Annotated in this window: 5 protein-coding genes; 1 reads left to right on the top strand and 4 read right to left on the bottom strand. The window is 64.1% G+C overall.

All coding sequences use genetic code 11. The features are described 5' to 3' along the window. Positions 1–490: 490 nt before the first annotated feature. The 4 genes from virB11 to ACREEF_RS15295 are packed head-to-tail and all read right to left on the bottom strand — an operon-like array spanning position 491 to position 4,087. On the bottom strand, positions 491–1,495 hold the full coding sequence (virB11, locus tag ACREEF_RS15310) for a P-type DNA transfer ATPase VirB11 (protein ID WP_431566428.1): 1,005 nt from the start codon (positions 1,493–1,495) through the stop codon (positions 491–493). Beyond that, the gene (locus tag ACREEF_RS15305) at positions 1,492–2,607 is read right to left on the bottom strand and encodes a TrbI/VirB10 family protein (protein WP_431566427.1); all 1,116 of its coding nucleotides are present in this window, start codon (positions 2,605–2,607) and stop codon (positions 1,492–1,494) included. The genes virB11 and ACREEF_RS15305 overlap by 4 nt, the downstream gene beginning before the upstream one ends. After that, positions 2,604–3,311 carry a TrbG/VirB9 family P-type conjugative transfer protein gene (locus ACREEF_RS15300; RefSeq protein WP_431566426.1) on the bottom strand — a complete coding sequence of 236 codons (708 nt, stop codon included), beginning with the start codon at positions 3,309–3,311 and terminating at the stop codon, positions 2,604–2,606. The genes ACREEF_RS15305 and ACREEF_RS15300 overlap by 4 nt, the downstream gene beginning before the upstream one ends. Next, complete coding sequence (locus tag ACREEF_RS15295) at positions 3,308–4,087, bottom strand: virB8 family protein (protein WP_431566429.1); 780 nt, start codon at positions 4,085–4,087, stop codon at positions 3,308–3,310. The genes ACREEF_RS15300 and ACREEF_RS15295 overlap by 4 nt, the downstream gene beginning before the upstream one ends. A gap of 579 nt (positions 4,088–4,666) precedes the next feature. Between ACREEF_RS15295 and ACREEF_RS15290 the strand changes: the two genes are divergently transcribed. Continuing rightward, a complete protein-coding gene (locus ACREEF_RS15290) occupies positions 4,667–5,680 on the top strand; it encodes a tyrosine-type recombinase/integrase (protein WP_431566425.1) in 1,014 nt (337 codons plus the stop codon). Positions 5,681–5,854 lie beyond the last annotated feature (174 nt).

The raw sequence follows: 5,854 nt of genomic DNA, 5'->3' as shown, positions 1-5,854 counted from the left end.
GCCGGCCTCGTTCTCCCGCAGGATCCCGATGATCTGCTCTTCCGAGAATCTCGCTCGTTTCATTCCGTCCGTCCTTTCAAGGGCCGGACTCTAGCTCCGCGTGGAGGAAATTCTCAGGGGCACGTCACATACTGAAAGGTGGCTTCAGCGGAGCGCTGGCAGTAGCGGGATCGCCCGGGGTGTGCGCCTGCACGACAGGACGGCGCCGACGGGTCAGCAGCTGGACGATCATCCTGTGACCCAGGCGCTGAAACGGGTCGGCTCCATTCCGCAGGCCCCGGAGGCGCAGTCGTCGGATCCGTTCGCGGGCCGACGTCCCAAAAACTGGCCATCGGCGTCCTTACGGGCTGTCGATCCCCTGCTTCTCGGTCGCCTACCTCACGCCGACGACCGCCGATGGCGGCGTCCGGTTCAGCGCCATCGCCATGATCTTCGGCATCATCACGATGGCTGGAGCGTAAGGTTGCGAGTTGATTTGAATAGTTAATAGTTAAGCTTGCACGCTTTCCGATCCCAAGGCGATCCCAGACACGCCCCGTCGTCCTCCGGTACGCGCAAGCTGCACATAGACGTCGATGGTCGAGCGCACGTAGTGGAGGATGTCTTCGCGCCTGAGCCGGGTTCCGCCTTGCAGCACCAAGAGGGCGATCTGTTCAACGGCGCGTTCCGGGCTGTCGGCGTGGACGGTCGTCATCGACCCTGGGTGGCCCGTGTTGACCGCTCGCAGGAAAGTGTAGGCCTCGGGGCCGCGCAGTTCGCCCAGGATGATCCGGTCGGGGCGCATCCGCAGCGAGGCGTTCAGCAGGTCATCCGCGGTGACGGAGGCTTCCCCCAGAGCGCTGCGCGCCGCCAGCAGACCGACCGTGTTGGGATGGCTCAGATGAAGCTCCGGCGTGTCCTCGATGAAGATCAGCCGTTCCTCTGCTGGGATCTCCTTGATGAGGGCGTTGAGGAAGGTCGTCTTGCCCGTGGAGGTGCCACCGGAGATGAGGATGTTGCGCCGGGTCCTGATTGCGGTCGCCAGCAGTCCTGCGATGTCGCCGGCAGCCAGAAGATCGTGAAGGACGGCGTTCTGGTTGGCCTGGCGCGTGTCGTGAGAATGGACGTGTTCAAAGGCGCCGGACGCGACGTAGTCGTCGAGGGTCAGATCAGACGAGACGTGCTTGCGAATGGCCAGGGCGATATGGCCGCGCGTCGCCGGCGGAATGACGATCTGGACCCGTTCGCCGCCCGGCAGGGCCGCTGACAGGATCGGGTGCTCGCGGCTGACGCCCTGATGGGCGTAGGCGGCGATCTGCCGGGCCAGCCGTATGAGCACGTCGGGGGTCAGGCCCTCGACCCTGTGATGTTCGACGCCGCCGCCCAGGGTCTCGGCCCAAAGCTCGCCGGGGGCGTTGACGTAGATGTCCGTGACGTCCTCCCGGGCCAGGATGTCGGCGAAGGGCGCCAGATAGCTTCGCAGGTAGATTTGGCCGTCGGGTAACGGCCGGGTCATCGCTTCGCCTCGCCCGAAGGAAACTCCAGATCGCGGGCGACGAGCGCCGTCACCCGCACCCCTGCGTCCACCCGAAGCGTCGGCTGGGGGCGAGACGGCGCGGCCGAGGCGCCGGCGCCCTGAATGGCGCCGGGCAGGGCGACCACGACCGGGGCGTCTCGACTGAGGCTTTGCCCCGCGAGGTTGGCGCCGACGTTGAGGGTGGTCTGCAACAGGGCGTCGCCGAAGCGGGCCAGGAAGTGGTTGTCCACGCGCCCCTGGATACCGGCGCGCCCCTGGATGTCGGCGGCTGGAGAAGCGAGAGCGACGGTGACGCCGTCAGGCCTGACGAGCCGGGTCCATTGCACCAGGGCACGCCTCTGGCCCGCCGCCATGTCGGCCTGGTACTCGCCGAACAGGCGCGTGCCGCGCGGGATGAGAATGCGGCTTCCATCAAAGCCGGTCACGTCGCGCGAGACGATAGCCCGGACATGACCGGGACGCGTGGAGTCGAGGGCCGTCTCCAGCACAGCGGGAATGAGCGTGCCCTGGGGTACGGTCGTGGCCCGCCGATCCAGCCGCGTCGACTGAATCGCCTGATCGCCCGCCCTGTTCGCCTCGGATGCGCCGTCGTTGGCGTTGGCGGCCCTTGGAGGACCCGTCGTGGCGTCGATCACCAGAACGGCGCCGCTGGAGACGGGCCGTGAGGGCGAATGAGACATCGGCGGCGGCGAGGACGCCCAGGGCGGCGGCGTATAGTTGGGCGGCGGCGGCTGGGGCGCGAACGGCGAGGGCGGCGGCTGAGGCGAAGGCTGGGGCGGCAATGGCGTCGGCGTGATCACGGTCTCTGCCGTGGCGGAAAGCGAAGGCGCGGGGGGAGGCGGCGGATCGGGGATGATGTAGAGAGGCGGCAAGGGGACGGAAGCCTGCGCGATATCCGCAGCGCGTGCCTGTGTCGTCGGCACAGTCAGGGCACGACGACGGGCGTCGAGCGTGGTGAACAGCAAGACGCCGCCCAGTGCGACGCCGCCCACGATCAGCCAGATGGGCAGGTCGCGACCCTGTCGGGCGACGATAGGACGGATATCCGCCTCGGTTGCGCCCTGGCGAGGATCGCGGACGTGGAGGTTCATCGGGCGGGCCGTTGGCGAATGCGGTCGGCGCGCGCGGTCTGTCGTTCCAGCCGGAAGAGAAGGGTGGGGTGGACGGCGTCGACCACATAGCGGCCGTCACGCATATGGCCGTCGAGAAGCACCTCGTCGCCGCGCTCGTCAATGGCGAAGACCGCCGGAAGGGTTTGCTGCGCGCGCCATTCAACATAGGTGCGCACGCCGTCGTCGCTGATCGCCGACGGACGAAGGGCGCGGGCTCCGCGCAGGCGGTATCGACCGGTCGTGGCCTGAGCTGTCGGAGCGTTCTCGTTCCGGGCCTTGTCCGGGTGGGTGAAGCGGACGGTGTAGGGGGTCTCGGCGGTCGGGCCATAGGTCGCCGAGAGCTCGAAACTGTAGACCCGCAGATCGGTGATGACCGTCATATTGGTCACGCCGTTCGAGCGCAGCGGCTTGAGAAAGAGAGCGTCGCCGCGATTGTTGAGCGTGGCCTGCCAGGCCTCGCTGTCGCCGATGGCGACGTTCTCGACCCGTTCGTCCGAACCGAAGATCAGCGTCAGCTGGTAGTTGGTCGCCGCCGCCAGCCGCACGACCTGGGCCGGGTTGTAAGGGATGAGGCGCAGGCGTTGATCGCCCGGCGAGGAGGCTTGCGGCTCGGATGTCGGCGGTGTCTGGGCTGTCGCCGGGGCGCCGATGAGCAGAGGTAGCAGGACGGCGAGGTGTTTCACGGCGTCGCCTCCGTCGGAGCGTCGACCCGGACCTCTTCCGCCTCGATCGGCATAGTCTGCTGGATGTCGCGGGTTGTTTCGACATCGACCGGGGCGAGGGTCTCGGGGTCGCGCCTGTACTTCAGCACCTGGAAGCCCAGAGGGTTGAGGAAACGGTCCTCGGCCGACATGGGCTCGCCCGAGAAGCGATAGTCGACGACGGCCACCCAGGGGGCGGGCGAATGATAGGGACCGTCGGCGTCGCGCCTGACGGTCTCGAAACGGACGAGTGCGGAACGGTCGTCCAGACGCGACACGCTCTTGACCCGGGTCTCGATGACGGAGGTGCGCGGATAGCGCGTCAGCGGGCTGTCGATGTTGGAGGCCTGCATGTGCGCCAGATAGTCCGAGCGGGCCTGTTCGGCGGACCACAGCCCGACCTTGCGGTAGTCGGACTGGAGGGTGGCCATGTCGAAGCCTTCGCGGGCGATGACGTACTGGACCAGCATGGACTGAACCAGGGCCTTGTCCGGCGTGATCTGGCCCGGATCCAGCGGCTTCAGCGCCTGGACGAAGCCGGTCGTGCGGTCGACCATCAGGGTATAGGGCTCGACCGTCTTCAGCGGCATGAGGATGACGAGGGCGCAGGCCTCGGCCACGGCGACGGCCGCCGCTGCGCCGGCGATGATCCATGCGACCCGGCGCGACCTCTGCAGGCCCGCGACCTGGTCTGTCGCCCAGCTTCCGGCTTCACGATAGTCAGGCGACTGGTATTGCGCGGTTTGAGGCGGACGGATTCACGCCCGCAGAACGCTTGGAGTTTGGGGATGCGCGACTGACCCGCCGGCGGCTACAGCGCCAACAGGCGATCAATACGCTCGACATTGCCTGATGAGTCGCATGAATGAGTTACAGAAACGGCGCTCGAGACGAATACTGGCTGCGACCAGGCCGCATCATATGCGAGTCGCAGGGTTTGAGTTCAGCGACAAAAACCGACAATCGCCCGCGACGACGTCATTCGCATAAGATATATTATGTGAATAAAACACGGGTTCGATGGTGTTGCATACCTCAACCACAACGGAGCTCAAAGCCCAGCTGCGCAGCCTTCAAAACGCGCAGCAGCTGGGCTTTGAGCGGTCCACATCACCAACGTTCAGACTTGATCGAAGCGCTGCGGTTGTGACAAGGCGCACTTGATACCCTTATCGCGCGTCTGGTTTATGCAACTTGCCCTTCCTGAGCCCCTGACCGGGCCGTACTGCGCCGACAAGATCGGTCTCCCTCGCTATTGCGCAACGATTTGGATCGACGTTCTAAACGGTCACCTCGCGCCATCGACGAGGTATGCGTACGCTAAGGCGGCGGACGCTATGTATCGCCAAGCTGAAGCGATGGTGCCGCCAGTAGATTTGGATGCAGCGCTGATGGCGCCTGACTTCCCTAGGGTCGAGGCCGTACTTTCGGCTAACCTCCTGGTCCGACAAGCTGGCCAGGATCTGCGCGGATGGCGGCTAGCTTGTGTTTTTGTGTTCTCTGTTCTCCAGAACGTCGTCGGCACGGACTGTCGCGAGATGTCGCAGCGCCTTCGCTTCATGCGGCAGCGCTTCGACCAACTAAGAGTTCGAGCACGCAAACCATCGGCTAGAATCCGAGCCATCCCTGGGTTGGCGCTGGAAGATATCTACGAGATTTTTCATCCGGATAGCCTAAGAAATCCGTTTCGGACCCCTCGCGGAAAATGGCGAAATTTTGTTCTTTTGATGCTTCTGGTTCAGCTGGGACTTCGCATAGGCGAAGCATTGAGCTTGACGGTAGACGGTGTGAAGCAGCAGTTCGATCCAGGCATTGGTGACGTGCGGCTTTGGCTGGATGTCACCAGTACCGACGACGAGGTCGATGTAAGGTCGCGTCGCCCCAGACTGAAGACGAGCAGCGCTGTTCGTCAAATTCCCCTATCGCAAGCGCTGGCTGCTGCGATCGACACTTACGTCAGTCAATACAGGGGCGACGTTGAGCATGTCTTCCTTTTTTCTTCTGCCGAAAGGCGCCCTCTAGCTGCAAGCTCGGTCGATGACCTACTTGGAGTTGCTAAACAGCACCTGTCACCAGAAGCTAAAGTTGCGCTTGAATATGACGGTATTACCAAACTGTCGGCACACGATTTTAGACATACATCGGCGGTGATCCGACTTCAGCGTTTCATGGATTCGGGCATGGATCACGATGAGGCCTTGCACCGGTTACGTCCGTTTTTTGGCTGGACGCGGGAATCTGAGATGCCGCTTCACTACGCAAGGGCCTATTTTGACCCACGTCATGCCAAAATCTGGGACGAGGCATTCGAAAATAGCCTAGCCTTCCTCTACGCTGCTACAGGCCGATGACAGTACAGCTATCCCTCTTCGATTACGAGACACCGCTCCCTGTATTGCCCCTGACGTGCCTCTGAGGTTTCATCCAGCGGCGACCAGAGTCCTTGGGTTAGTTACGCCTCGCAGCGTGGGGTGAGCAACAGGCCGGGCCGCGCAGCTTTCATCCTGCGCAGCGGGTCGGCCTGT

It is taken from the genome of Brevundimonas sp. (assembly GCF_050729455.1).
Classification (GTDB): domain Bacteria; phylum Pseudomonadota; class Alphaproteobacteria; order Caulobacterales; family Caulobacteraceae; genus Brevundimonas.
Note: the sequence above shows the minus strand (reverse complement) of the source record. Positions and strands in the feature narration are given on the sequence as shown.

What these genes read in the sequence shown, in the direction of transcription:
- virB11 (WP_431566428.1), bottom strand. Translation starts at nt 1,495, where the DNA reads ATGACCCGGCCGTTACCCGACGGCCAAATCTACCTGCGAAGCTATCTG.
- ACREEF_RS15305 (WP_431566427.1), bottom strand. Translation starts at nt 2,607, where the DNA reads ATGAACCTCCACGTCCGCGATCCTCGCCAGGGCGCAACCGAGGCGGAT.
- ACREEF_RS15290 (WP_431566425.1), top strand. Translation starts at nt 4,667, where the DNA reads ATGTATCGCCAAGCTGAAGCGATGGTGCCGCCAGTAGATTTGGATGCA.